At 69.1% G+C, this 867-nt stretch carries 1 protein-coding gene; it reads right to left on the bottom strand.

Translation table 11 applies throughout. The annotated features are described in order from the left end of the window. Positions 1–62: 62 nt before the first annotated feature. Positions 63–746 carry an HAD family hydrolase gene (locus tag AC27LF_RS45520; RefSeq protein WP_479665230.1) on the bottom strand — a complete coding sequence of 228 codons (684 nt, stop codon included), beginning with the start codon at positions 744–746 and terminating at the stop codon, positions 63–65. Positions 747–867 lie beyond the last annotated feature (121 nt).

The following is an 867-nucleotide window of genomic DNA, read 5'->3' as shown; positions in this document are numbered from 1 at the left end:
GGCCAGCTGGTGGGCCGAGGTGACCACGCCGTTGCGCCCGCCGACGGCGGGGCGGTGGGCGGTCATCGGGTGGCCATCGCGGTCTCGATCCCGGCGAGCGAGTCGAGCAGATGGGTGTGCGGTGCGGCCTCCAGCGTGGCCCGGGTGTGGGCTCCGGTGGTGACACCGGCGACGATGCCGGCTCCCGAGCGCCATCCTGCGAGCAGGTCGCTGCGGGTGTCACCGACGACCGCGACGGCATGCATGTCGGTGACCCGCAGCCGAAGCGCCGCGGTGAGGATCATGTCAGGGAACGGCCGGCCACGGCCCGCGTCGCTCGGGCTGAGCGTGAGATCGACTATGGCTCGCCAGCCCAGTGTGTCGACAAGTGTCTCGCGGGTGCGTGCCGCGAAGCCGGTGATGAGTGCGATCCGTACGCCCGCTGCCCGAAGCCGCACGAACAGCTCCTCGACGCCGGGAAATGCCGTGATGCCGACCTGGCCGACCAGTTCCTCGTAACGCCGCTCGAACGCCTCGTTGGCCGTGCGCGCCTGCTCCTCGGGCAGCACATCGCGGAAGGCGTCCAGTTTGCTGCGGCCGCGGTTGCCGTCGAACGAGGCCAGGGCGGCTGCCAGTTCGGGGCCGTCGGGAAGTCCCGTGTCCAGCAGTGCGGCACGGAACGCCTCGATGACCAGGCCGTCATCGCTGAACGCGGTACCGGCCATGTCGCAGACCAACAACTCCCAGCCCGGCGGGGTGACGTGCATGGTGCTTCCCTTCGATCGGTGGAACGCGATGAGGGAACGATAATCCATCACACACCCGCATTGTGGCAATGAGGTTCCTTGAGCGGCTAGCCTGCCCGGGTCGAGAGGAGACTCCATGCAG

Source organism: Streptomyces diversicolor (assembly GCF_057537855.1).
This window is presented reverse-complemented; position numbering and strand designations above follow the sequence as displayed.

What these genes read in the sequence shown, in the direction of transcription:
- AC27LF_RS45520 (WP_479665230.1), bottom strand. Translation starts at nt 746, where the DNA reads ATGCACGTCACCCCGCCGGGCTGGGAGTTGTTGGTCTGCGACATGGCC.